Here is a 21,165-nt window from a genome sequence, read left to right as displayed (position 1 = left end):
TGGCGTCTACCTCCCGCAAAGAAAGTGGGGAGGTAGACGCGGTTGCCTTGTGGTTCGTAAAACTTTCATCAGAGAGACTGATCACGAAAGTGGCAAGCGATGTCTTGTGCTCGCAATCTAGCTACCTGCGTGGAGTTAATGATTAGCGACCGTTATCGAGGGTACGTGTGCAGGCGGGTCCTAGGCGATTCTTGATGCGCGAATGCACTCCAATCTGAAGTCACGGAGCTGCGCCTCGCCTGCTTCCGCATGGCGTTCGTCAGTCATCAAACGCTGTCGCGGTCGTTCGATCGCGCCAAGCCGCGATGTCGGCTTGCACTTGGGCCATCTTCTGTTCAATACGGGCAATGCTGTCTGCGCCCAGCGGAAGACGAAAGGGCGGCTTGCCTGATTCCACGGCATCGATGATCACGGCGACGCCCTTGACCGGGTCGCCCGCCTGACGTCCGTCCACCACACTGACATTGCTGCGCGTCAAACCCGCCGTGTCGGCATATGCCGAAATGTGTGTGGCGGCTACGACGGCCGAGTCGCGCGAAAGAAATTCGGTGCGGAAATAGCCTGGCTCGACGATGGTGACGTTGATGCCCAACGGCTTCAGCTCTATCGCCAGCGCTTCGGACATGCCTTCCACGGCAAATTTCGAGGCGCAGTAGATGCCGAATCCTGCCGACCCCGCGAAGCCGCCAACGGAAGAGAAATTCACGATGTGCCCGGAGCCCTGGGCCCGAAGAAAGGGCAGCGCGGCTTTGATGACGCGGTGCGTGCCGCCGAAATTCGTCGCCATGACGTGATCCACTTCGGCGTCTGACACTTCCTCGACGGCGCCTACCAATCCGTAACCTGCGTTGTTGACCACCACATCGATGCGCCCTGCGGCCTGTACGGCCGCTTGCATGATGGCGGTGACTTCGCTCGGGTCATTCACGTCCATCCGGAACACCCGCAGGTTGTTGTGCTCGAACGGCCCCTTGCCGTTTCGCGTGGTGCCGATGACGGTGTGTCCGCGGCGGAGCAGTTCTTCGGTCATGGTCCGGCCAAAGCCGCGGGAGATTCCCGTGATGAACCAGGTTGACATGGCATTTCCTATGGTGGGTTGGGGATGGCGGGCGCCGCGCTAGTTCAACTCAACGGTTCGTCACTTCAACGCAATCGGTTCTCACGCTCCGCGCGGGCCCATTTCGCGCGCCGGTGGGCACCGTGGATCGCAGCGACGAAGCAGTACGCTGTGGGCCGACATCCGGTGCCGATCGTCCTCGGGACGGCATTCGGATCTGGCTGGCCACGCGCCGTCTGCGAGACCGAGCGAGGGATTCTCGACTTACTCGCAGGGAAGGGCGGTGAACATTCGACGCCATGATCCTGGACTGACGCCGACTTCCCGCGTGAAGGTACGGGTGAAATGGCATTGCTCCGTATAGCCGCAGCACAGCGCTATCTCTGCGATAGGGTCACAGTTTTCGAGCAGCAGTGTCTTGGCGCGATCCATGCGCAGGTCGATGACCCATTGATGCACGGAAAGTCCGGTGGATGCCTTGAACAGCCGGGAAAAATGTCCCGTTGACATCGACAGGGCCCGGGCTACCCGGGCCGACACATGGCTGCTGAATGCCATCTCTGCCAACTCGTGTTTGGCGACGGCCAACTGGCGCGTACTTAGCGCGCCACGCGTCTCGCGGAAAACCAGCGAATGGCGTTTGGCCCGCTCGGTCTCAAAGGCAGCGCAGGCAAGCTCGAGGTGTCTGATCAAGTCTTCGTAGCCCCCAGCATGCCGGGACGCGTCCTGGATCACCCCATGCAGCGAGGCAATGACGCCCTCGTTCAAGGAAGAGGCGTAGAAGTCGCTGCCGTCAGCCATGGGATCGAAACCTCCGAGGAGACCAAATCGGGTACGTCCTAAGTTGCGGCGTCAATTTACTCAAGCGGGTTGGAAGCCGGCATCCCTCCGAAGCGGTGTCATCACTAGCACTTTGGTGGTATCCGCGCGGCCGCATGTCACGGCTACCCGGAAGAGGTAGCGCTGTCTCGATCTTTCCGGCGATTTGGCCGTCCAGACCTTGACCTAACTTTGCCGGCGCGATGAATGCACGGAAGCACAGCATGCCATCGGCAATTGCACCGGCTGAGGAGAGGGTCGTCATCAATGCATTACTCGTGTCTCGAGAGAGCTGTGGAGTCCGCGTCGGAGCGGGAGCGCCCGACGCCGGATGGCGCACCATCCATCCGCATCAACGTGGCGCGGACGGCGCGTGGCCTGGCGGTGGCTTATATCCCCGCGCGTACACCGGCCGACGCCTCGTCCTGCAGCGCGATTTATCTGCACGTTCCGGTCTGCCTCGAGGTGGCGCGCAAGCTGCCGCCTGACGTGCAGGAAATAGGCGCGGAGCGTGTGCTCGGCAGCGCCATCCTGGCGGCTTTGACGCAAGGATGCCGTGGCGCCGAACCCTTCGTCCGCCACCTGGTGACTGCCTTGTGTTCCCTGCGACAGGCCCACGCCGTCGCCGGCGACTCCCAAACAGAAAGTGGGGGCTTGCGCCCCTGGCAAGCAACACTGGCCAAGAACATGTTGATCTCGGGTATGGACGGCTCGACCTTGCTTGCCGATGTCGCCGCGGCCTGCGGCTTGTCGAAATCGCATTTTGGCAAGGCGTTTCGGCGTTCGGTAGGCATGCCCCCCCACCGATGGATAGTGATGCAGCGCCTGGAGCGGGCGCAGCAGCTGTTGCGCGACGCCAGTCGAAGTCTGGCGGCTGTTGCCGCCGAATGCGGCTTCTGCGATCAGAGCCACATGAGTCATGTGTTTCTGAAAACACTGGGCCTGAGCCCCGGTGCCTACCGTTGCCGGGATCGTGCGGCGATGCGCGGCCATTGGCCGGAAAGCACGTCGGCTACCACTTCCGGGTGATCCCGATTTGAGTGGCGAGAGGTATCAAGCACGGGAGCGAGAGGAGTATCAGCATGCATGCCATTACGTGGACCTGTCCTGGGGCGTGGTGGGTTGTAGCGAGTCTGCTGGGTGCTCTGGGAATGCTGCTGATGCTTGGGGCACTGATCCGCTGGCGGCGCCGGCACGCGCGGCTTGAGGCACAATCGCGCGCCGAGCAGGCTGCGCTGAAATGCGAGGCCAACGCGGAACAGGAGTCCCTGCTTCAGTCCGGGCAGGGCATGCTGCTTCGCTTCGAAGCCATCGCACGTCGATTGCCGCCGGCCCACCCCATCCGTAAGGAGCTGGCCGAGGCCTTGGATCGGGCGGAGCAATGGCTGGAAAAAGGTCTCGATCGGGCGCAACATCGGCGTGAAAACAAAGGGCGGGATAGCAAACCGGATGCCCCCGACTAGTCTTGGACGTCAAGTGGGGAATTGCCATGAGCTCGCCTGATCCGATCATCTGCATCCTCGCGGTCGACGACCATCCGATCATGCTGGATGGTCTTGCCGCGGTGCTCGAGATCGAGCCGGACATGAAGCTCGTCGCGACCGCGGGATCAGGCGAAGAGGCGATCGAGCAATACCGCAAACACCGGCCGGACATCGTGTTGATGGACCTGGAGCTGCCGGGCATGTCGGGTGAAGAAGCCATCCGCACCCTGCACGAGGAATTTCCTGCCGTCGTCATCCTGGTGTTGACGACGTTTCGCGGCGACGCGCAGGCGCTCCGCACCATGAAGGCGGGAGCGCGCGGCTATCTCCTCAAGAGCTCGGTGCGGCACGACCTGATCGATACCATCCGGACCATGCATTCCGGCAAGAGAGTGATCCCGCGCGAGATAGCGGCCGCGATTGCCGACCACGCCATCGACGAGGACCTCACTTCGCGGGAAACCACGGTCCTGAAGCACGTTGCCAGCGGACTGCCCAACCGCAACGTGGCGGAGCTGCTACGCATCTCCGAAGCGACAGTCAAGGTCCACATGAAAAACATCCTGGGCAAGCTTGGCGCGATCTCGCGCACGCAGGCAGTCCAGATTGCCCAAAGGCGGGGCATTATCGAGCGCTGAGCGTCGGCGCGAACCTCGCTGCCTGTTTCCGATGCGGCAGCGAGGCCAGGTGCGCATGCGCCTATTTTTTGTGCGGCGGAAGGATCGCGGAGAACTCTTCCCTGCTGGCAGGGTTGCCGTCGATCATCTCGTAGATTTTCTTCGAATTGCCAAGGTTTTCCATCAGCGACTTCGGTCCGGCGAATGGGCGGCCTCCGATATGCCAGCCATCCGTGTGGAGCTCTTCGATCAGCACCCATACGACCTCGCGAAAGGCCTCGGATCCCTCGTACTTCACCATCACGTCGGTGAGGTCCTTGGCCATGGCATGCTTTTCTTCGCTGGTGAACACACCATCGACGAGCTTTACGTTGACGAACGGCATGGAATTTACCCCTGTGGTTGGATAACGGATGCCGCCAGGCTTCCCCAGGGCAGAGTGGAGCAGGTGTGCGGTATCTCTACGCAGCTACGCTTCATTCGCGGGGCGGCCGACGGCGAGGTGCCCGAAGAGCCGGCTCCCCGAATGTCAGTCGATGTCGACCACGATCTTTCCAGCGGCTTTGCCGCTTTCCTGCAGAGCGTGTGCGTCGTGCACGCTGTCCAGGCCGAAGCGGTGTTCGTCGACGCGTGGGTGAATTTTCCCTGCGTCGACCAGTTTGGCGATTTCACGAAGGATCTCCCCGTGATGCTCGCGGCCTTGTCCGCTCAGCAAGGGAAGCAGCGTAAAAACCCCGGAATAGGTCGCGGCGCGAAATGAAAGCGGCGCCAATGCGTGGCTGCCCCATCCCAGCGAGCTCACCACGTGCCCAAACCGGCGCACGGCGGAAAATGAAGCGTCCAGGCTGCTGCCGCCGACGGTGTCGTACACCAGATCGAAGCCCACCTCGTCGGTGTGTCGGGCCACGTACTCGTCGACGGTGGCGCTGGTGTAGTCGATCGGGATGGCGCCGTAATGACGGATGATGTCCGCGCTGCCCGGCGAGCCGGTGGCAAACACGCGTGCCCCCACGGCCCTGGCAAGCTGGACTGCCGCATTGCCCACACCGCCGGCGCCGCCTTGCACGAGCACCGATTGCCCCTCGCGCACGTTTGCGCGATCCATCAGGCCTTCCCATGCCGTGATGTAGACCAGCGGCATGGAGGCTGCCTGTCGCAGGCTCAGCGATTTCGGCTTGACGGACAGCAGGCGCGCATCGACCACGGCGTATTGCGCGAGCGAGCCCTGCACGTTGCCGACGCCGCCGGTCATGCCGTAGACCTCGTCGCCCACATTGAAGGACGCCACGCCTTCGCCGAGCGCCTCGACAACCCCGGCCATATCGATGCCGAGGATGGCCGGGAGCGGATGCTTGGCATGGGCCGCCATTCCGGCGCGGATCTTCAGGTCCAGCGGATTGACGCCGCTTGCCCTGACCCGGACCAGCACATGCCCGGGCGCGATGGTCGGCCGGGCGATCTGCGCGTGTTTGAACGGTGCGTTGTGCTGCTCGAGCACCGCCGCTCGCATGGACATCTCGTTTGCCATGGTGAAGCCCAGGTTGATGGTGTATTTCTGGAGTGTCGTACCGGCCATCCTTGGCCGATAGGACGATCAGGATGCGAATTGACGATTCGGGTTTCCGGATTCCCGGTCACGCCGCTTCGTGCGATTTGACGGCGTCGATGACCCGCGCCGAGTACACCATCGCGGCACCCGCGTTGAGAGCCACCGCCACGCCGAGCGCTTCGGTGATCTCTTCCTGGGTCGCACCGTGTTTGAGCGCCTCGGCGACGTGCACGGTGATGCAGCCGTCGCAGCGGGTGGTGACCGCCACCGCCAGCGCAATCAACTCGCGCGTCTTGGCACCGAGGAGGTTGTGTTTGTTGCCGGCCTTGGAAAGCGTCTGGTAGCCGGCCAGCGTGTCCGGGCTGCTGGCGCCGATTTCGCCGATCCGGGCGACGAGCTGTTTGCGGTAGTTCTTCCAATCCAACATGGCTATGCCCTCTATCAGGTGGAGACCGACCCTTCGGCCTCTCAGGTGTGGATAGTTTTTCACGCCATGCGGAGAGTGTTAGCATGTCTTTATCTCAATAAGTGGCTCAATCGTCTCATGGATGCGCTTAGCAAGCTGATCGCAGTGTCCGGTGTCCAAGGCAGCCTGGACTTGCGCTGCCGCATGGCGGGCAGCTTCGCGCTGGATCACGAGCAGCTCGAACCCGGCAAGGCACCGTTCCATCTGATGCTGCGGGGCACGGCGCAATTGCTGTTGCCCAAGGGTGAAATGCTGGAGTTGCATACCGGCGATTTCGTGTTGTTGCCGCGTGGCGCGGCTCACGTGGTGCAAGGCACCGGCCATGGCGCCTCCGCGGAAGCGGGCGTGGACAACGACGGGCCGTTGCCGGAGCGCAGCAATACCGCGGGTCCCGTGGATATGGATCTGTTGTGCGGCCACTTCAGTTACGGCCACGGCGGCGCGCAGTTGCTGATGAATACCTTGCCGGACGCCTTGTATGTCCCGATGGCCGAGTTGGAAGGCATGGCCTTGCTGGACAGCATCGTCACCACGTTGCGCCGGGAAGCCGCCCGGTTGGATCAGGGCTCGCTTGCCATCACCAAGGCACTCAGCGAAGTGCTGTTCGTGCTTGCGCTGCGCCGTTACATCTCGCAGGAGGGACTCGCCCCTTCGCTGCTTGGCTTGCTGATCGACCATCGCCTTAGCGCCGTGTTGCTGGCCATGATGAAGGAGCCCGGTCGCGATTGGACGGTCGAGTCGCTCGCGCACAAGGCCAACATGTCGCGCGCAACCTTCGCCAGGCACTTCACCGAGAAAGCGGATGCGTCGCCGATGGACCTGCTCACCTCGATACGCATGCAGCTGGCCTGCGATCTGCTGCTTACCGGCAACCTGTCGGTCGATGCGGTGGCCGAGCAGGTGGGCTACCAATCCGTGTCGGCCTTCATCAAGACCTTTCAGCGTCGGATAGGCACGAGCCCGGCTTCCTTTCGGCGCCATGGGGCGACGTGACCGGCGCCGAGGCGCGGTGCCATCCTTGACATCCCTGTTTGCAGCGGGGCCTGGGAGATGCTGGTTGGCCAGGATGGCTGAGCTTGTGGGCGATCAACGGTCTGCCGGCAGGTGAAGTCCCATAAAGCGCAAGCAGGTGGCTTGCCAAAGACGGAATGAGATGGTGAGGATCAATGTGCCGACCAGGACGCTGGCGGCAAAGCTGTAGTCGGGCGAGTTCAGCACCATCGGCAGCAGGCCTACGGCAAGCACCGGCGGTGCGCGCAAAGCGAGTACCCGCAGCGTCACCACGCTGGCAGCCATGCTCAGCATCGCCGCCAGCACGCCCGCTCCGAGCCAGGTAACCAGACTCACCCCGATCAACGCGCTCAGGGTGCAGGCCAGAGGAAGATGCCAAGGCCGATCTGCCCACGGGCATACGAGCGGGTGCGCGAACATCTCGAAGCCAATGACCACCAGCGGTGGATACAGCAAAAAGTGCCGCCCGGTCCACGTTGCCAAATAAGCGAGGGCAGTCAATACGAGTGCAAAGGGCAGTAGCCATACTGGCTTCGCTGCGGCCTTTTCCAAGTCGTCGTCCACTTCATCGCGCGCCAGGGAAACCGCAGGCTTCGGCTGAAACCTGCGATGGACGATGCCGGTGATGGCCAGCGCGCCCGTGCCCACCGTAATGGCAGGGGGATACCACCAGCTGTGCACTTGAAGAACCAGCGGCAGCAGACCGGCGGAAATGCCCGGAGCGATCGGTGACTGAATCAACTCGATCACGCCCATGGTAACGACCACGTCGAGCAACACGGACGCCACTCCGAACGCCAGGTGATCGGTAATCCAGAGTCCCGCCACTGCAGTAACCAGCGGCGTAATGACGAGCATGACGGGCGCCGTCGCCCAGGTGCCGTACGGGCGCTTCATGATGTCGTTGGAGAGCGCTCCGAACTCCGGAAACATCAGAAGGTCAAAACCCGTCATTCGTGCAGCCGCCGCGATAACACCGATAAAGACGATGCTGCCGAGTTCGGCACCTGGTATGCGAGTCATGCCTGCTTTCATGCGGCAGTTATAAAGGTGGCTCGCCGCGAGTCGCCACATCCGAAAGGAGTAGGCAGCGTGCAATCAACACATGCTCATACGCCTTGGAAGGTTCCAGCCTGCCGTGACCGTCCAGAACACGAGCGTAGCCAGGCCTGCCGCGAACCCGATCGACCGAAAGAACGCCGAGGGCAGGTCGCTCCCTACTTGAAAGCTTCCCAGTGCGAATACCGCCGTCGAAAAAGTGGGTGTCCAGACAGCCGCGTTACGAAACCGGCAGTAGCGGAGTAAAAACCGTGCGCTGCCGAGTAGCACTGGCACACACAAGGCGATGGAGAAGATGCTGGTTGCCACCATGGTTTCCGAAAGTAGCGTCCGCAGGTGCACCTCACCGGCAACGATGTGGGACACCCGGCCCAGCGCAGCCGCTGCCAGGCCCGCGCAACCCATGGCAATCCACCACGGCGCCAGCGGCGCGTTCTCCAAACCGAAGCGCCGCAATCGCGCCAACGCCACGACGGCGACCGCGCAGTAACCGAGCCAGCCGAGTGCGACGCTCATCAGGGCCAGTATTTCCAGCGTGGCGAATGCATGTCCCCACATGAATGTGGCGACATCGCCCGTGGCTATCGCCGCACCCAGGAGGGTGGCCGGCACCAGGAACCACGTTCCATCCATCGCCTTCAGTTGCAAGCCATGGACTGCCAGCGAGCACGCGAATCGGCCGCCCCCCGCGACCGTCAACAGCCATGTCGCGACCAGCCACGCAAATGGTGGTGGCAACCATGGCCATGCAGCGAGGCTGGAGTTCAACCCGGACATTCCGCTGGTAATCACCGCCATGCCAAGCGGCACGGTGTGGATTCCCGTGTGCTCGCTTGCGGGGCCGATCTCCAGCCAGGACGCCCATCCACAACGAAACTCGGCCCGATGCCGCAATGTGCCGGCTACCGGTATCCACACTGCCTGCAGCACGGCCAGCGCGAGCAGTGGCGCAACCAGACTCGGCAACCCGCACCGACCAGCCATGCTCGATGCGCCGGCGGTGGCCATCACGGCGCCATAAGGCAAGCCCTGGCGCAAGGCTGGGCTTCTGCTCGTGGACGCTTCACCAGCGATTTTTGGCGGCTTCACGTGCGCAGTTACCTCCCTCACGAAGGGTTCCTGTGGAAGCACGGACCATCAGGCGCGGTGCTGCCGTTGGGTGGCTGAAACGCTCGCCGGGTAGGTAGCTGGCCATGACAAAAGGCCGACGTAGCCAGAGTCCCGGAGAGTTCATGCCAGTTCTTGCGCGTTAAAGCGATTCTTGACGCTGGAACGGTTTTCGATGGCTGAAGCCACGCGGGCGGCCTATTTTCCTCGGTAGCTGGAGATCTTCCGCCCGTGTATCGCGGCGTGAGCTTCTATAAAGCGCTCCCCCTGGTATCGATGAAATACGCAGCAGCGGTCGATACGGACCAGACCAACACCAAGGCGTAGCCCTTCAGGGGTAGCTGGCACACCTCCTTCGAAACGATTGCCGCCTCCTCGAAAGGATGACGCGCCCTGTCGGTCGAGTGGTTAGCGTGGTGACACCCGCGCAAGCAGCCTTTCAGTCCGCAATGAAGGTCGCCAACCGCGTCGGCAGCATCAGTTCGTGAGATAGCGCGAACCCGTGGATTGTCAGGTCTTTCCACCGACGCGGCCTCGACGTGGGCGCGGCTCTCGAAGCGGCATTCGCCGCCTTAATCCTTGAGAAGCGATGAGTCGAAAATGGAGCAAAAGGGGATGGCAGTCATCAAGAAAATGATCCTGGCCCAGTTGACGTCATCGGTCGTATTTGCTGCGCCCGTGTTGGCGCAGAGCCTGCAGGGCGCTTCCGCAAGCGTGTCGGCGGCAGCGTCGACCTTGGCCGTGCCTTCCGGCGCTGCGACCACGGGACCATCCGGCGATAAGGTTACCCAGCTGCAAGGGGTCGAGGTGACCGGTTCGCTCATCCGCAGTTCGGACAGGACTGGCTTCAACCAGGTTCAGTCGGTCACGCAGAATGACATCCAGCGTAGCGGCGCCACCACGGTGTCGAATTTTCTTCGAGACATCAGCGCCAATTCTGCTAGCAGTTGGGGCGAGGACACGGTGCTGATGAACCAGGCGCCAGGCGGCGCAGGAATCGCGCTGCGCGGCATGAGCATGAAATACAGCCTCGTGCTGATAGACGGTCAGCGTGCCGCGCCCTACGCGTTTGGAGTTGGAGGCACCGATACATTTTTCGATATCAATACGGTGCCGATCAATGCGGTCGACCGCATCGAGATTGTCAAAACCGGTGCGGTATCGCAATACGGTTCGGACGCGATTGCCGGCGTCGTCAACATCATCACAAAGAAGGATTTCCAGGGCCTTCAGCTCGGTGGCAGCCTTGGGGGCGCGCAGCATGGTGGCCAGGGTATGACGAACTTCAGCCTGCTGGGTGGCATCGGCGATTTGAATGTGGACCGTTTCAATGTGACGGCGGCGCTTGATGTCTATCACGCCAGCGGCGTCACCCTCGCGCAACGGGGTATGACGAGCAATGAAAACTACGCTGAGCTGCCTGGCGGCCTCTTCGCTCAGCCCAGTTCTTTCTTCACGACAGCTTCGGGCCCGCAGGCACTGAGTCCATGCGGGCCGACCGGCCTGATGACATCTGCGGCAAATAACCTGCAGACCCAGACGCCCGGCACGGTGTGCTCCCAGAACGGCGCCAAAGCCCAGTCACTCGCTCCACAGGTAGAGCATACAAGCGCCAAAGTGCACGCCGACTTCAAGCTCGGCGTTTACGTTGTGGCATTTGCTGACCTATGGGCAAGTTACAACACCACTTCGCTCGCGTCTGGACTCGCCGGCTTCGGTACAGATGCATTGGTGCCATCGTTCTACTATGCAGATCGCGGATTCACTGCATTCTCGCCCACGGTTGGCGGAAACGCGCTGACATATTATTTCCCGGACGCGCAGGACTGGGACACCACCTCAGTTTTTTATCGTTTTTCATCCGGCGTGAAAGGTTCGTTTGGCACAAGAAATTTCGGCGATTGGGACTGGTCCGCTTCCTACGGACATTCGCAAAGCGAGGTATCGAATACCTTTACCAGCCAGGTTAACGCGTCAGCGGTTCTGGATTACACCAACGAGGTGACGCCCGCCACGTTTAGCGCTGAAACCCTCGATGACTTGCCGGGAGTGCTCGGCGCTTCACGTGACCGGGGCGTTTCCAAGCTCGACACGCTGGATGCAACGGCGTCGACATCAAACCTGCTCAGCATGCCTGCTGGAGACGTCGGCATGGGCTTCGGCGTTCAGCTCCAGCATCAGAGCGAATATATAGCTCCCGGCTCCACCGGCTTTGTGAATCCATTCACCCAGGCGGTAAATGGCGAACGCAATATGGCTGCCGCCTATTATCAAATTGATGTTCCGCTCCTGAGCGAATTGACGTTCAGCCAGTCGGGACGTTATGACTACTACGGAAATTTTGGCGGAGTCTATTCACCCCGTCTTGCGCTGCGCTATCAGCCAATGAATGCCTTGACGGTATACGCTTCGTATGACCGCGGTTTTCGTGCGCCAACGTTGATCGAACTGTATCAGACGGCGAGCGTGACCTCTCAGCCCGTAGGTGCCCGGAACGTCGACGAATATTTCGTCGGGAATCCTGACTTGAAGCCCGAGCACACCGAGAATTACAACGTCGGATTCCAATTGTCACCGACGGCCAGCACGGATGTCGGCCTTGACTGGTACAAGATCGATGTCACCAAGGTAATAGGCCAGCCGAGTATCGTGGCGGAAGTCAATGCCAATCCAGGGCAGACGATTTATTACCTGGGGTACGAGAACCTGGCGTACTTGCGTACCGACGGCTTCGAGGCGACGTTCAAACAGGGGTTCCCCACGAAGATCGGAACCTTCACCCTGTCGGGCGATTGGGCTTACGTGCGGCGCTTCAAGATGCCCATCAACGGCATCGCGGCAGACCTGGCGGGAAACAATGATGCGAACGATACGGTGTTTGGAGGGGCCTTCCCGCGCTGGAAAGGCAATACTGAGTTGAGCTGGACGCATCGCGAATGGACAACGACACTGACCTGGCAATTCACCGGCCCTTATGCGCAGGAAATTGTTTCCGGACCCAACGTCGCGTCGTACAGTCAGCTCGATCTGCTTGTCAGCTACGGCGGCTTCAGGAACTGGAAGCTCTATGCCGGCATCAACAATATCCTCGATCGTGCCCCGCCGTACGATGCATCGTGGACCTATGTGAACCGCGGATACTTCGATCCATCGCTGTACTCGTACATGGGTCGCTACGGCCAGATCGGCGCGACATACAGGTTCTGATGTCTTGGGTGGCAGGGTATTGAGCGGCAGTGGCGCGCGCTACCGCTTGGGCGGCCGACGTCTTGCTGCCCTGCGTGGATTCGAGTGCATCGTCTTGCGAGCCTGGCAGGGCGACTTCTCGCTTTTGTTCCGGTCCTGGAGCTTTCCGCGATCGAATCTTCCGTCGTCGCACCATGGGATCCTGGCGGGATAAGCCATCCCGGAAATTTCCACATTCGCGTTGGCTACGCTCGAGGAAGTCTTGCGCAGGAGCTCGGCCCGGAACCGACCTTCATCTGTCCAGTTTTGAAAGGAAAACCCACGAAAGGAAAGTTCGTGGGTTTGGCGCCTGGAGCTCGAGAAATGCACGCATGGTATGCCGTGGAAAGGAATGCGTACGGGCGGATACCCCGGTTCGCGCTACGGCGTGATTCCGGCGGTGCCCCGTGTCCTGGAGAGGGAGACCAGGTATGAAACCATCCACACGGCGAGGAGGATCGCAATGATGGAGAAGCCCAATGCATTGAAATGATCCTCGATGCCTTGCACGGCTTTCCATATGCCACCTCCTAGGGAGAACTTGTCTGCCAGCATGGCCATGGCCTCCACGGCCGCAATGAATACGGCGATGCATACGGAGACCAAGGTGATGGTCATGTTGTAGTAGATCTTTCGAATCGGGTTGATGAAAGCCCATTCGTAGGCCTTCAGCATCATCACGCCATCGGTGGTATCCACCAGCGTCATGCCCGCGGCGAACAGCAGGGGAAGAACGGCGATGGTTCCCAGGGAAACGCCGCTGGCAACCTGCTTCGCGGAGACGGTGAACATGGCGATTTCGGTGGCCGTGTCAAAACTCAGTCCGAATGCCAGGCCGAGAAAGACCATGTGCCAGCTCTTGCTGACGAGCCGGAACAACGGCGTCAGTATCCTGGCGAGAAATCCTCGCTGGTCAAGCAGGCTTTCGATCTTCTCGGACTGATAGCGTCCCGTTTGCTTGAGGTTTCGATAGTTCCTGTACAGGGAGAAAAAGATGGTCACGTTCATGACGGCGATTGCCATGAGAAACACGACCGATATCGACGTGCTTACCAGCGTTCCGATGGAACGGAGCGCATCAAATCGCGACAGATAATGCTCGGCGCTCGCCACCATGAGGGCCACGACGACGATGATGGACGAGTGGCCGATGGCGAACCAGAACCCTACGGACGTCGGGCGCTTGTTGTCCTGCATCAGCTTCCTGGTCACATTGTCGATCGCCGTGATGTGATCGGCATCGACCGCGTGGCGCAGTCCCAGGCCATACACCAACAGGCTGACGCCGAGCAGGTCGGGCCTGTGTCCAAAAGCCAGTATCGCCCAGACCCACGAAGTCAGATTGAATAGCAGCAGGAAGGCATACATGACGATCAGCCTCATCCTGGTGTGCGTTGGATCGACGCCGCATTGGATGGAGGAGGCGTTCCCCGGGGGATTGACGATGCTTTTCATGAGAGCGTTCCAGCGGCCGGTCAAGGGCCGCCAGCTGGGGCGGCCGAAACGGGGGGCGTCGAGCTGTGAGCTACGCGTCGGTAGGCAGGCTGTCTGTTGCGGCTTGTTTCGAGCGCGGATAGGCAGCCGTGATGACGGCCAGAGCGGTCACGGCTCCCACGATCTCGGCCGGCGCCAGAAAAAGCGCGCGTGACAACGGAAGTGCCACGATCCCGTCGGCCCATGTGGCGGATAGCACGATGGCCGGATTCATAAAGGATGTGGGAAAGGCGAGAAGGGCGGCCGTCAACCAGCCCGCCACGGCAAACGGCCCCGTCATCGCCCGCTGCGCACGCATGCAGCCGAAAATGACGATCATCAAGCCGGCCGTGGTGATGGCCTCGGCGATCGCCAGATGCAGGAGGTCCGCGGGCGGGTAGGTTGCCGGGCGTTCCCCTGAAAGCAGGAAGTTGGCGAGCAGCGCACCAAGAACTCCACCGGCGCACTGGCTCATCACATAGGCGATCGTGCATCGAATATCCCGATCGCCACTCAACCACTGCAGAGCCGTGATCAAGGGGTTGAAGTGGCCGCCCGACGAATTGCCGAATGCCACCACCAACCCGCATAGAACGCCGCCCGTGACGAAAGCGAGCACGGCTTGCACGGCCAGATGGTTGGAGGTTATGCGCTGGACCTCGATCCCGGCGCTGACCACGCAGAACACGAGCAGCAGCGTGCCGACGGCCTCGGATAGCGCACGCCTGTACAACGCGACTGACGGATCCTTTTCGAAGAAGCACGTTTTCGTCTTGAACGCGGGCACGTCAGTCTCGTGGTCTCGCAGCGACTTCGTCCATCTTCAACGCCAGGTCCGTCGGCGAAAGAATCCTTTTCTCGAAGAGAATGTTCGCGAAGGCGACGATCCAGCGCTCGTAATAGCTGAGCTTCCCCACCAGGTCGGCGCCCAACGCCTCGACGCCCCGGCGCTTTTCTTCGGTGTTGATGATTTTGTGGAAATCGAGCACATCGGCCAGCGCGTGACACCTTTTCTCCCACGGGAGAAGCACGTGGTCCGTCTGCTGGACGGCGTCGGCCTGCAAGCCACCGATATCGTTCGGCAGCCTTTTGACGAATTGGTAGGTTTCGGGCATGGCTAGGCACTCCGTGTGGGGGGATTCGCGGCGACGACACCGATCATTGCGTCGCGCGTCACGAGAGCGGCGAGGTCCTCTTCCGAGAAGCCCTCGGTCCCCTCGGGTCTCAGGGGAAGCACCAGGTACCGGACCAGGGCAGTCGAATCGCTTACCCGGATTTCGACGTTGTCGGGGATGTGCGTGCCGAACTCTTCCAGCACCTTGCGCGGCTCGGATACGGCACGGGCGCGATAGGGCTTCACCTTGTACCAGTCGGGAGGCAGGCCAAGAACCGGACGCGGGTAGCAAGAGCACAGCGTGCATACGACGAGGTTGTGCACGCTCTCGGTATTTTCCAGGACGATGAGTTGCGTGTCGTCGTAGAAACTGATGCCGAGTTCCTCGCACGCGCGCCGCCCGTTCTCGAGCAGCCGGCCCCTGAATCCGGCATCGAGCCATGCCCTTGCCACGACCTTGGCGCCCAGCGCGGGACTGCGCGAATCGAGAACTTCTATCTGCCGGCGTATCTCGCCGGGACCGATCAGCTTCTTCTCGACGAGCAGCTCACGCACCGCCGTTTCCATGATTTCATAGTCGCCGCCATGCTGCGGAGCGGCCGGCTCCGGGTGTGGCGAAGAATGATCGTGAGCGCTCATGCCGGAACCCTTTCAAGCCATGTTTCGTAGACTTCTATGCGCAGGCCATCCGTTGCCGGGCCTTTGTATTCCGGCCACAACTCGGACATGGGCACCGCTACCCGGTAGTAATGTCGCTTGGAGCCCGCATTGCGACCGAAGGCTTCTTCTTCGTTGTCGACCGCAGCCGGCTCGATAATCTTCTCGACGGTGCAAAACTTGCCGCGCATGTAGGTAGGTACGCGATAGTGCCCAACGGGGGATCGCGCCAGAATGCGTGCCTTGTCGCCAGGACTGAACACGGGACGCTCGCCTTCGGCAAACACCATGCCGGTAAGCAGGCCACCCGCTGGGATCGTGTCGTCTCGCATGAGGCTTCCTCATCGATAGCGGAATCGAAAATCAGGTGAGGCGGGACGGCCTCCATAAAGACGTCGCCTGCGGGGAACAGGCTAGGTCGGATGGCGCCCCGGATCTTGTGCAAAGCGACGATCCTTGACTCACCACAGTGCGGCGTTGGGTGCGCCATGAAGCCGCATCCGATGCTTCAATGAGCAGCACAGCAACCACGCGCTGCATGAGCGAAACCGCATAAACGAATCCCGGCCTTCAGAAAGCCGGGTTTGCCTGCACGGGTCGAGCTGCCGCCTCGGCCACGACCGTTTCAATGGCGGCGGTCATGGCTTTTACGACAGCCCCCGTCGAAGGTCCGAGGTCATGCCTGGAGGCGATCCACGAAATGGTGTTGTACGAGACCTTGGTTTTGCCGAACTCGTCTTCCCACACGAGGACCTTGATCGGCAGATCGATACCGACCCTTTGATCGAGCTGCATCAGCGGGGTGCCGGCGCGCGGATTGCCAAAGATGAAAACCTCGGTGGGCCGAAGCGGCAAATTCGAGGCATGGGCAGCGGCGGCGTGATCGACCCTGGCCAGGATCGCCATGCCGGTCTTCTCGATGGCCTGAGCCAGGCGGGCAAGCGTTTCCGGCGTCGTGCCATTGCTGTCGATCGTCATCAAACCGTTGTCTTTCATGAGTTCATTTCCGTCCCTTCGGGTACTGGTCGGTATGGGGATGGCCGTCATTCCGGAAAGGCCATGCCGCGGCGGCGCGAAGGCACGCAGAACCCCAGGCTAAGCCTGTCGTGGATCGGAATCTTGGAAGAAAAGGCGGCCCTTGATGCCGCGCAGGACGATCGGGTGTGGCCGCCAAACGCCACTGCCGTGCAGAGCCACTGACTCATCGATGACCGAAGACTGCGTGCTGCCAGCGCTATCGAAACTCGTGTCACCGGCGCATCCGATTGCGGCAATTACGGGGCTTTTCAACAAGAGGCGCCGTGTCGCCTTGGATAGTTTTCCGCTGTGGCTGCCGGCCCCGGATGGCTTTTCCAAAATTCCAGCAAAGGTGAAATTTCATGAAAATGAACAAACTACTGGCCCTTTCGATGGCGATGGGCGTTGCCGCCCAGGGCGGCGTCACTCACGCGGCCGACGCGACGGAGTTCTGGTCGAATCCGACCATCAGTCCCTACGGAAAGATCCACTGGCTTCCGGATTCCGCCTATCGCCCCCAGCCTGACCAGACGTACAGCATCGTGTTCGCCTTGTCGGTGGGAGCCGAATCACCGAGCCAGGTCAACGCATCGCTTGACCGCGTCGCGCGGTCGATCAACCTGTATACCCAATCCGGCGTGCCGTTGAACCACCTGAAATTCGTGGCCGTCGCCTACGGCCCTGCGACGCCACTGGTCCTGGACGACGCGCACTACAAGGCGGCGTACGGCGTGCCCAATCCCAACTTGCCGCTCATCCGGAAATTGCGCGATGCCGGTGTAGATGTTGCCGTCTGCGGGCAGGCCGTGGCCGAGCACAAGTACCAGTACGACTGGGTGGACAAGAGCGTGACGATCTCACTGTCGGCGCTCACCACTATTTCGACATTGGAACACCAGGGCTATTCCCTCGTTCAACTCTGAGGGCATCCGCCTTCTGTCCTTGGCCTTGCCAAGGGCGTCATCATCACGCCCGCCAGGAGCAATGCATGCACATCAAGATGGTTTTTGCTGCCGCCCTGACGCTGGCCTGCTCGGCCACGAGCGCTCTCGCGCTCGATGGGGCCGCCCAGGCGACGCAGTCGGCTCAAGTGCAGAGTCCACCATGGCAGCATGGCCAGAACAACGATGCGGTCGATCGGGGTTTCGAATTTACCGTGCCGGACGCCGACAACCTTGCCGATTTCCACGGCAACCCCGCTCACCCTGCATTGGTGCTGTACGTCGGCGGCAATTATTTCTTTGCCATGGCACCGCTTGTGAAAGCCTTCGAGGAAAAGTATCCCGAATACAAGGGGCGGCTTTATTGGGAAACCATTCCGCCCGGGCTGTTGGTCGATCAAATGAAGGCCGGTGGCACCGTGACCGTAGGCAACATGACGTGGACGGCAAAGCCCGATGTCTATCTGGCAGGTTTGAATGCCGTACAGAAGCAGGTCGACGCGGGGCTCCTGCAGTCGCCCGCCGTACCTTACGCCACCAATGACATGACCATCATGGTCGCGAAGGGGAACCCCAAGCACATTACGGGGCTTCTCGACCTGGGCAGGCCCGATATCACGCTTGCGATGCCCAACCCGGAGTTCGAGGGCATCTCGCGGCAGATCAAGGCCTCCCTGGACAAGGCCGGTGGCGAACGGCTCGAAACCACGATCTACGAATCGAAGGTCAAGCAAGGCACGACCGAGCTCACACACATCCATCATCGCCAGACGCCACTTTGGATCATGCAAGGGCGCGTCGACGCCGGCGTGACCTGGCAGTCGGAAGCCGTCTTCCAGGAACAGATCGGCCATCCCATCGGCCATGTTGCGATCCCCGAATCGCAAAACACGACGGCCATCTACGCGGCGGCAATCGTCAAGAGTACGGCCCACGCTGAAGCGGCCCGCCGCTGGCTGGACTTCATCCGATCCGAGCAAAGCCTGGCCATATTCGAGCGCTTCGGATTCAAACGCTATACACCACGTTCGCCCTGAACGCCTCGACCGTCGACGTCGCCATGGGAGCGGCTCATGTTTAAGTCATTGTTGTTTTCCGGCCTGATCGCCCTGGCATCGAGTTCGGCTGCCAGCGCAGCCGACGTTCTCCACGTATACGGCCCAGGCGGCCCGGCGCCCGCCATGCGCGAGGCGGCCAAGGTGTTCGGAAACGCCCATGGCATCGATGTCGAAGTGGTCGCCGGGCCGACGGGCAAGTGGGGCGCGGATTTTCAAAAGAACGGCGACATCATCTACAGCGGCTCGGAAAACATGATGAGTGGATTTCTGGCGCAGTTTGCCGGCGTGATCGATACGGCCACGGTCAATCCCCTCTATGTCCGACCCGCAGGGATTCTGGTCCGGCCTGGCAATCCGCGGCACATCCACGGCTTCGAAGATTTGCTCAAACCGGGCATGCAGGTAATGGTGGTGGAGGGGGCAGGGCAGGTCGGCATGTGGGAAGACATTGCCGGTGCGCGCGGAAACGTCGACGCCGTCCGTGCCTTTCGCATGCACATCGTGCGCTACGCATCGAACAGTGCCGAAGCGCTGAACGCCTGGCAGGCCCAGCCTTCGATCGATGCCTGGATCATCTTCCCCATCTGGGCGGTAGCCCATCCCGGCGTGGCGGATGTGGTCCCGCTGTCGCCGCCTTATTTGATTTATCGGGATTGCGGCGTGGCGCTTACCCACCAGGGCGAACGGCAGGCCAATGCACGTGCTTTCCTTGAATTTCTCGGTGGGCCCGAAGGTCGCCGCATCTTCGTCAGGTACGGATGGACGGATCATGCTGCTGCGAATTGACAGGTATCCGGCTGCCTGGATGCTCTTGGGCGTTTGCCTCGCAACGACTGCGCCGGGTATTCGTGCGAGCGACACCCGAGCGACCGCGACCGGCGCCAAGGCCATCGCAGCCCAGGGCGATGCGCAGCGCGGAGTTCCGCCCTGCGCGGGCTGTCATGGCGCGGAGGGCCAAGGCAACGGCCTGGCTGCTTTTCCGCGCCTCGCGGGCCTTCCCGCACGGTATCTCCGGCAACAGCTCGAAACGCTCGCCGACGGACAGCGCAACAGCGCGGTGATGTCCTCCATAGCGAAAGCGTTGTCGCCGGACGAGGTCAGTGCATTGTCCGCTTACTATTCCGAGCTCCCGGTACCCGCCTCGTCACCGCAGCCTGCCGGTTCCGATCCCGCAGCGGCGGCAGAGCTGGCGGAACACGGACGCGCCGACGATAGGCTTCCTGCATGTGTGCTGTGCCACGGTAGACGCGGTGTCGGTATCGGCGACGATTTCCCGCCGCTCGCAGGGCAATCGGCGACGTATATCGCCAACCAGCTCGAAGCCTGGAAAGCCGGCGCGCGACCTGCGGGACCGATGGGATTGATGCCCCGTATCGCCGCCAAGTTGTCCGAGTCCGACATTCGCGGCGTTTCCGCCTATTTCGCGGCGCAGCCCGCTACGCGAGATGTTCAGCCATGAGTGCGATCGCCCGTTCCATTGCCGCGGCTGCGGCCCTGTTCCTTGCCGGCGCGGTGGCGTACGTCTCATCCACAAGGGCCAAGGTAAGCAATGCCACACCAAGGACGGAGGCCGCCGTTGCGTCGACGCCTTCCCCGCAGGCGCCATCCGACAGCAAGCGTTCCGCTTTCATTCCTCCGCCTCTCAACGCGATGCCAAAGGACGACTTCGGAAAAATGGTCCGCCTCGGCGAGCAGATTTTCGAAGATCCCGCGCACCACGCCAGTGCCTATGTGGGTAACGATCTCCGCTGCAGCAATTGCCATCTGGATGCGGGACGCCTGGCGAACTCCGCCCCCATGTGGGGAGCCTATGTGTCCTACCCGGCGTATCGGTCAAAGAATGGCCACGTCAATACGTTCGAAGAACGACTGCAGGGCTGCTTTCGCTTCAGCATGAATGGCAAGGCGCCTCCGTTGGGAGACAAGGTATTGGTCGCGCTGGAGAGTTATTCCTATTGGATGTCGAGGGGAGCACGCGTAGACCCCGACATTGCCGGGCGCGGCTATCCGAAACTCGACAAACCGCCGATGCCCGCAGATTACAAACGCGGACAACAGGTCTACGACGAGAACTGTGCACTTTGCCATGGAGCTCATGGCACGGGGCGTCAGGCCAATGATGGAAGCCCCGGCTTCCCGGCGCTGTGGGGCCCCGATTCATTCAACTGGGGCGCAGGGATGGGGAGCTTCGAAAACGCCGCGGCCTTCATTCGCGCCAACATGCCGCTCGGGTTGGCCGGGAGCCTGAGCGTGCAGGACGCCTGGGACGTGGCCACGTTCATGGACAGCCAAGAACGCCCGCAGGACCCGCGCTTTACAGGTTCCGTCGCCGAAACGCGCCAGCGCTTTCACAACAGTTCCAATTCCGCCTACGGCACGGTCGTCAATGGCCATCTGCTGGGCAGCGACTCGATAACGAGCGGCGGACATCCGAGAGCAACGGAAACAAGTTCGAGACCGTGACGTCGTGGTCGCAATTGCGAGCGCGCACCGTCGCCGTGCCTGGGACGT

General features: G+C 61.5%; 23 protein-coding genes. 10 read left to right on the top strand and 13 right to left on the bottom strand.

Annotated elements, in window-relative coordinates:
• Positions 1-259 precede the first annotated feature (259 nt).
• Positions 260-1,078 (bottom strand): SDR family NAD(P)-dependent oxidoreductase, encoded by an 819-nt coding sequence (locus tag ISP25_RS01690; RefSeq protein WP_404611853.1) that lies wholly within the window; start codon positions 1,076-1,078, stop codon positions 260-262.
• 243 nt (positions 1,079-1,321) lie between these two features.
• Positions 1,322-1,858, bottom strand: a complete 537-nt coding sequence (locus ISP25_RS01685; protein ID WP_404611851.1) for a helix-turn-helix transcriptional regulator — start codon at positions 1,856-1,858, stop codon at positions 1,322-1,324.
• 483 nt (positions 1,859-2,341) lie between these two features.
• On the opposite strand from ISP25_RS01685, the gene ISP25_RS01680 reads away from it, so the two are divergent.
• From ISP25_RS01680 to ISP25_RS01670, 3 genes are all read left to right on the top strand, one after another.
• Positions 2,342-2,905, top strand: coding sequence for a helix-turn-helix domain-containing protein (locus tag ISP25_RS01680; protein ID WP_404611850.1), 564 nt, complete (start codon positions 2,342-2,344; stop codon positions 2,903-2,905).
• A 122-nt stretch (positions 2,906-3,027) separates the two neighbouring features.
• On the top strand, positions 3,028-3,339 hold the full coding sequence (locus tag ISP25_RS01675; protein WP_192157421.1) for a hypothetical protein: 312 nt from the start codon (positions 3,028-3,030) through the stop codon (positions 3,337-3,339).
• Positions 3,340-3,365: 26 nt separating this feature from the next.
• Positions 3,366-3,998 (top strand): response regulator transcription factor, encoded by a 633-nt coding sequence (locus ISP25_RS01670; protein ID WP_192157423.1) that lies wholly within the window; start codon positions 3,366-3,368, stop codon positions 3,996-3,998.
• Between the two features lie 61 nt (positions 3,999-4,059).
• Here ISP25_RS01670 and ISP25_RS01665 read toward each other — a convergent pair whose 3' ends face one another.
• The 3 genes from ISP25_RS01665 to ISP25_RS01655 all read right to left on the bottom strand — a co-directional run bounded on the left by ISP25_RS01665 (position 4,060) and on the right by ISP25_RS01655 (position 5,953).
• Complete coding sequence (locus ISP25_RS01665; RefSeq protein WP_192157425.1) at positions 4,060-4,362, bottom strand: tautomerase family protein; 303 nt, start codon at positions 4,360-4,362, stop codon at positions 4,060-4,062.
• Between the two features lie 144 nt (positions 4,363-4,506).
• On the bottom strand, positions 4,507-5,487 hold the full coding sequence (locus ISP25_RS01660) for a zinc-dependent alcohol dehydrogenase family protein (protein WP_404611847.1): 981 nt from the start codon (positions 5,485-5,487) through the stop codon (positions 4,507-4,509).
• A gap of 124 nt (positions 5,488-5,611) precedes the next feature.
• Entirely contained in the window at positions 5,612-5,953 is a 342-nt protein-coding gene (locus ISP25_RS01655; RefSeq protein ID WP_404611846.1) for a carboxymuconolactone decarboxylase family protein, read from the bottom strand.
• 117 nt (positions 5,954-6,070) lie between these two features.
• On the opposite strand from ISP25_RS01655, the gene ISP25_RS01650 reads away from it, so the two are divergent.
• A complete protein-coding gene (locus tag ISP25_RS01650; RefSeq protein WP_404611845.1) occupies positions 6,071-6,985 on the top strand; it encodes a cupin domain-containing protein in 915 nt (304 codons plus the stop codon).
• A 93-nt stretch (positions 6,986-7,078) separates the two neighbouring features.
• Here the strand turns inward: ISP25_RS01650 and ISP25_RS01645 are convergent, their stop codons facing one another.
• Both ISP25_RS01645 and ISP25_RS01640 read right to left on the bottom strand, forming a co-directional pair.
• Complete coding sequence (locus ISP25_RS01645) at positions 7,079-8,038, bottom strand: hypothetical protein (protein ID WP_404611844.1); 960 nt, start codon at positions 8,036-8,038, stop codon at positions 7,079-7,081.
• 63 nt (positions 8,039-8,101) lie between these two features.
• Positions 8,102-9,100: an SLAC1 family transporter gene (locus tag ISP25_RS01640; protein WP_404611842.1), complete on the bottom strand. Its 999-nt coding sequence runs from the start codon at positions 9,098-9,100 to the stop codon at positions 8,102-8,104.
• 684 nt (positions 9,101-9,784) lie between these two features.
• On the opposite strand from ISP25_RS01640, the gene ISP25_RS01635 reads away from it, so the two are divergent.
• Positions 9,785-12,376: a TonB-dependent receptor gene (locus tag ISP25_RS01635; protein WP_404611841.1), complete on the top strand. Its 2,592-nt coding sequence runs from the start codon at positions 9,785-9,787 to the stop codon at positions 12,374-12,376.
• A gap of 399 nt (positions 12,377-12,775) precedes the next feature.
• Here ISP25_RS01635 and ISP25_RS01630 read toward each other — a convergent pair whose 3' ends face one another.
• From ISP25_RS01630 to ISP25_RS01605, 6 genes are all read right to left on the bottom strand, one after another.
• A complete protein-coding gene (locus tag ISP25_RS01630) occupies positions 12,776-13,849 on the bottom strand; it encodes a HoxN/HupN/NixA family nickel/cobalt transporter (RefSeq protein ID WP_225578343.1) in 1,074 nt (357 codons plus the stop codon).
• Positions 13,850-13,919: 70 nt separating this feature from the next.
• The gene (locus ISP25_RS01625) at positions 13,920-14,654 is read right to left on the bottom strand and encodes an aquaporin (RefSeq protein ID WP_192157435.1); all 735 of its coding nucleotides are present in this window, start codon (positions 14,652-14,654) and stop codon (positions 13,920-13,922) included.
• Between the two features lies 1 nt (position 14,655).
• Entirely contained in the window at positions 14,656-14,982 is a 327-nt protein-coding gene (locus ISP25_RS01620; RefSeq protein WP_192157437.1) for an SH3-like domain-containing protein, read from the bottom strand.
• Between the two features lie 2 nt (positions 14,983-14,984).
• Positions 14,985-15,620 (bottom strand): nitrile hydratase subunit alpha, encoded by a 636-nt coding sequence (locus tag ISP25_RS01615; protein ID WP_192157439.1) that lies wholly within the window; start codon positions 15,618-15,620, stop codon positions 14,985-14,987.
• On the bottom strand, positions 15,617-15,970 hold the full coding sequence (locus ISP25_RS01610; RefSeq protein WP_404611838.1) for an SH3-like domain-containing protein: 354 nt from the start codon (positions 15,968-15,970) through the stop codon (positions 15,617-15,619). The genes ISP25_RS01615 and ISP25_RS01610 overlap by 4 nt, the downstream gene beginning before the upstream one ends.
• A gap of 238 nt (positions 15,971-16,208) precedes the next feature.
• Positions 16,209-16,634 (bottom strand): DUF302 domain-containing protein, encoded by a 426-nt coding sequence (locus ISP25_RS01605; protein ID WP_404611836.1) that lies wholly within the window; start codon positions 16,632-16,634, stop codon positions 16,209-16,211.
• Positions 16,635-17,017: 383 nt separating this feature from the next.
• Here ISP25_RS01605 and ISP25_RS01600 point away from each other — a divergent pair, with 383 nt between their 5' ends.
• The 5 genes from ISP25_RS01600 to ISP25_RS01580 all read left to right on the top strand — a co-directional run bounded on the left by ISP25_RS01600 (position 17,018) and on the right by ISP25_RS01580 (position 21,117).
• A complete protein-coding gene (locus tag ISP25_RS01600) occupies positions 17,018-17,578 on the top strand; it encodes a DsrE family protein (protein WP_225578345.1) in 561 nt (186 codons plus the stop codon).
• A gap of 65 nt (positions 17,579-17,643) precedes the next feature.
• Positions 17,644-18,633 (top strand): substrate-binding domain-containing protein, encoded by a 990-nt coding sequence (locus tag ISP25_RS01595; RefSeq protein WP_404611834.1) that lies wholly within the window; start codon positions 17,644-17,646, stop codon positions 18,631-18,633.
• A gap of 36 nt (positions 18,634-18,669) precedes the next feature.
• Positions 18,670-19,440: a substrate-binding domain-containing protein gene (locus tag ISP25_RS01590; RefSeq protein WP_404611832.1), complete on the top strand. Its 771-nt coding sequence runs from the start codon at positions 18,670-18,672 to the stop codon at positions 19,438-19,440.
• Positions 19,424-20,113: a c-type cytochrome gene (locus ISP25_RS01585; protein WP_404611830.1), complete on the top strand. Its 690-nt coding sequence runs from the start codon at positions 19,424-19,426 to the stop codon at positions 20,111-20,113. The genes ISP25_RS01590 and ISP25_RS01585 overlap by 17 nt, the downstream gene beginning before the upstream one ends.
• The gene (locus tag ISP25_RS01580) at positions 20,110-21,117 is read left to right on the top strand and encodes a c-type cytochrome (protein ID WP_404611828.1); all 1,008 of its coding nucleotides are present in this window, start codon (positions 20,110-20,112) and stop codon (positions 21,115-21,117) included. Before ISP25_RS01585 ends, ISP25_RS01580 begins: the two co-directional genes overlap by 4 nt.
• Positions 21,118-21,165: the final 48 nt, after the last annotated feature.

The sequence above is a fragment of the Rhodanobacter hydrolyticus genome (genome assembly GCF_044904645.1).
The sequence above is the reverse complement of the archived record's forward strand: the minus strand, read 5'-3'. Positions and strand labels throughout refer to the sequence as shown.

Excerpts from the sequence above, each read along its gene's own strand:
- ISP25_RS01690 (WP_404611853.1), bottom strand. The coding sequence starts at position 1,078 with ATGTCAACCTGGTTCATCACGGGAATCTCCCGCGGCTTTGGCCGGACC.
- ISP25_RS01685 (WP_404611851.1), bottom strand. The coding sequence starts at position 1,858 with ATGGCTGACGGCAGCGACTTCTACGCCTCTTCCTTGAACGAGGGCGTC.
- ISP25_RS01675 (WP_192157421.1), top strand. The coding sequence starts at position 3,028 with ATGCTGCTGATGCTTGGGGCACTGATCCGCTGGCGGCGCCGGCACGCG.
- ISP25_RS01670 (WP_192157423.1), top strand. The coding sequence starts at position 3,366 with ATGAGCTCGCCTGATCCGATCATCTGCATCCTCGCGGTCGACGACCAT.
- ISP25_RS01665 (WP_192157425.1), bottom strand. The coding sequence starts at position 4,362 with ATGCCGTTCGTCAACGTAAAGCTCGTCGATGGTGTGTTCACCAGCGAA.
- ISP25_RS01660 (WP_404611847.1), bottom strand. The coding sequence starts at position 5,487 with ATGCGAGCGGCGGTGCTCGAGCAGCACAACGCACCGTTCAAACACGCG.
- ISP25_RS01655 (WP_404611846.1), bottom strand. The coding sequence starts at position 5,953 with ATGTTGGATTGGAAGAACTACCGCAAACAGCTCGTCGCCCGGATCGGC.
- ISP25_RS01650 (WP_404611845.1), top strand. The coding sequence starts at position 6,071 with ATGGATGCGCTTAGCAAGCTGATCGCAGTGTCCGGTGTCCAAGGCAGC.
- ISP25_RS01645 (WP_404611844.1), bottom strand. The coding sequence starts at position 8,038 with ATGAAAGCAGGCATGACTCGCATACCAGGTGCCGAACTCGGCAGCATC.
- ISP25_RS01635 (WP_404611841.1), top strand. The coding sequence starts at position 9,785 with ATGGCAGTCATCAAGAAAATGATCCTGGCCCAGTTGACGTCATCGGTC.
- ISP25_RS01630 (WP_225578343.1), bottom strand. The coding sequence starts at position 13,849 with ATGAAAAGCATCGTCAATCCCCCGGGGAACGCCTCCTCCATCCAATGC.
- ISP25_RS01620 (WP_192157437.1), bottom strand. The coding sequence starts at position 14,982 with ATGCCCGAAACCTACCAATTCGTCAAAAGGCTGCCGAACGATATCGGT.
- ISP25_RS01615 (WP_192157439.1), bottom strand. The coding sequence starts at position 15,620 with ATGAGCGCTCACGATCATTCTTCGCCACACCCGGAGCCGGCCGCTCCG.
- ISP25_RS01610 (WP_404611838.1), bottom strand. The coding sequence starts at position 15,970 with ATGCGAGACGACACGATCCCAGCGGGTGGCCTGCTTACCGGCATGGTG.
- ISP25_RS01605 (WP_404611836.1), bottom strand. The coding sequence starts at position 16,634 with ATGAAAGACAACGGTTTGATGACGATCGACAGCAATGGCACGACGCCG.
- ISP25_RS01600 (WP_225578345.1), top strand. The coding sequence starts at position 17,018 with ATGAAAATGAACAAACTACTGGCCCTTTCGATGGCGATGGGCGTTGCC.
- ISP25_RS01595 (WP_404611834.1), top strand. The coding sequence starts at position 17,644 with ATGCACATCAAGATGGTTTTTGCTGCCGCCCTGACGCTGGCCTGCTCG.
- ISP25_RS01590 (WP_404611832.1), top strand. The coding sequence starts at position 18,670 with ATGTTTAAGTCATTGTTGTTTTCCGGCCTGATCGCCCTGGCATCGAGT.
- ISP25_RS01585 (WP_404611830.1), top strand. The coding sequence starts at position 19,424 with ATGCTGCTGCGAATTGACAGGTATCCGGCTGCCTGGATGCTCTTGGGC.
- ISP25_RS01580 (WP_404611828.1), top strand. The coding sequence starts at position 20,110 with ATGAGTGCGATCGCCCGTTCCATTGCCGCGGCTGCGGCCCTGTTCCTT.